1 protein-coding gene is annotated in these 603 nt (G+C 55.7%); it reads right to left on the bottom strand.

The genetic code is table 11. From position 1 onward, the window contains the following. Positions 1-39: 39 nt before the first annotated feature. Positions 40-447, bottom strand: a complete 408-nt coding sequence (locus CA234_RS24175) for a DUF2971 domain-containing protein (protein WP_126002950.1) — start codon at positions 445-447, stop codon at positions 40-42. Between the last annotated feature and the right edge of the window lie 156 nt (positions 448-603).

Raw genomic sequence — 603 nt, 5'->3', positions numbered from 1 at the left:
TCGTGTTCCAGCACCATCCGCACCGCGCGCGTGCGAACCTCAGGCGAGAACTTGTTCGTCGTCTTGCTCGTCATAGGCCCTTCCTCTCAGGAGTTGGGGCCTCCGACAAACCCGGCGCGGTTCAGTCAACATAATGCGCCACTCTTGCTCATACTGCCAAAAGGTTGCCTTCGTCGCGAGCGCGATCGGAATGGCCATACTCTCGACAGCGAAATCCGTGTGCCGTAAAATCGGTCGTTGATCCTGGTACTTCACCTTCCAGATGACTGGAGACAATAGGGGGTCGGAGCCAAATTCAAAGCGCAAGGCAATGCCTTGATGATTTGAAGCATAGTGGCTCCACATCAAAACACTATCGATGCACTCTGCGACACAAAACACCCCCATGCCGGCGGCCATTTCACGCGAGGACTTCCGAATGGCGCCAATCAATTCAGAGTCACTCATGCGATCAACAACGTTCCGAGCCCAAGGGTGTGAAGCGTCCCGGGTTTTCCGGAGGCTCCTATTTGTGAGAAGGAGCTTTCGTGATGAGCAAAACCCGGAACAAGTTTTCGCCTGAGGTGCGTGATCGCGCCGTGCGCATGGTTGGCGAGCATCGCG

Origin of the sequence: Sphingomonas sp. ABOLE, from assembly GCF_003950455.1 — a bacterium.
Lineage (GTDB): Bacteria > Pseudomonadota > Alphaproteobacteria > Sphingomonadales > Sphingomonadaceae > Sphingomonas > Sphingomonas trueperi.
The sequence above is the reverse complement of the archived record's forward strand: the minus strand, read 5'-3'. Positions and strand labels throughout refer to the sequence as shown.

Excerpts from the sequence above, each read along its gene's own strand:
- CA234_RS24175 (WP_126002950.1), bottom strand. The coding sequence starts at position 447 with ATGAGTGACTCTGAATTGATTGGCGCCATTCGGAAGTCCTCGCGTGAA.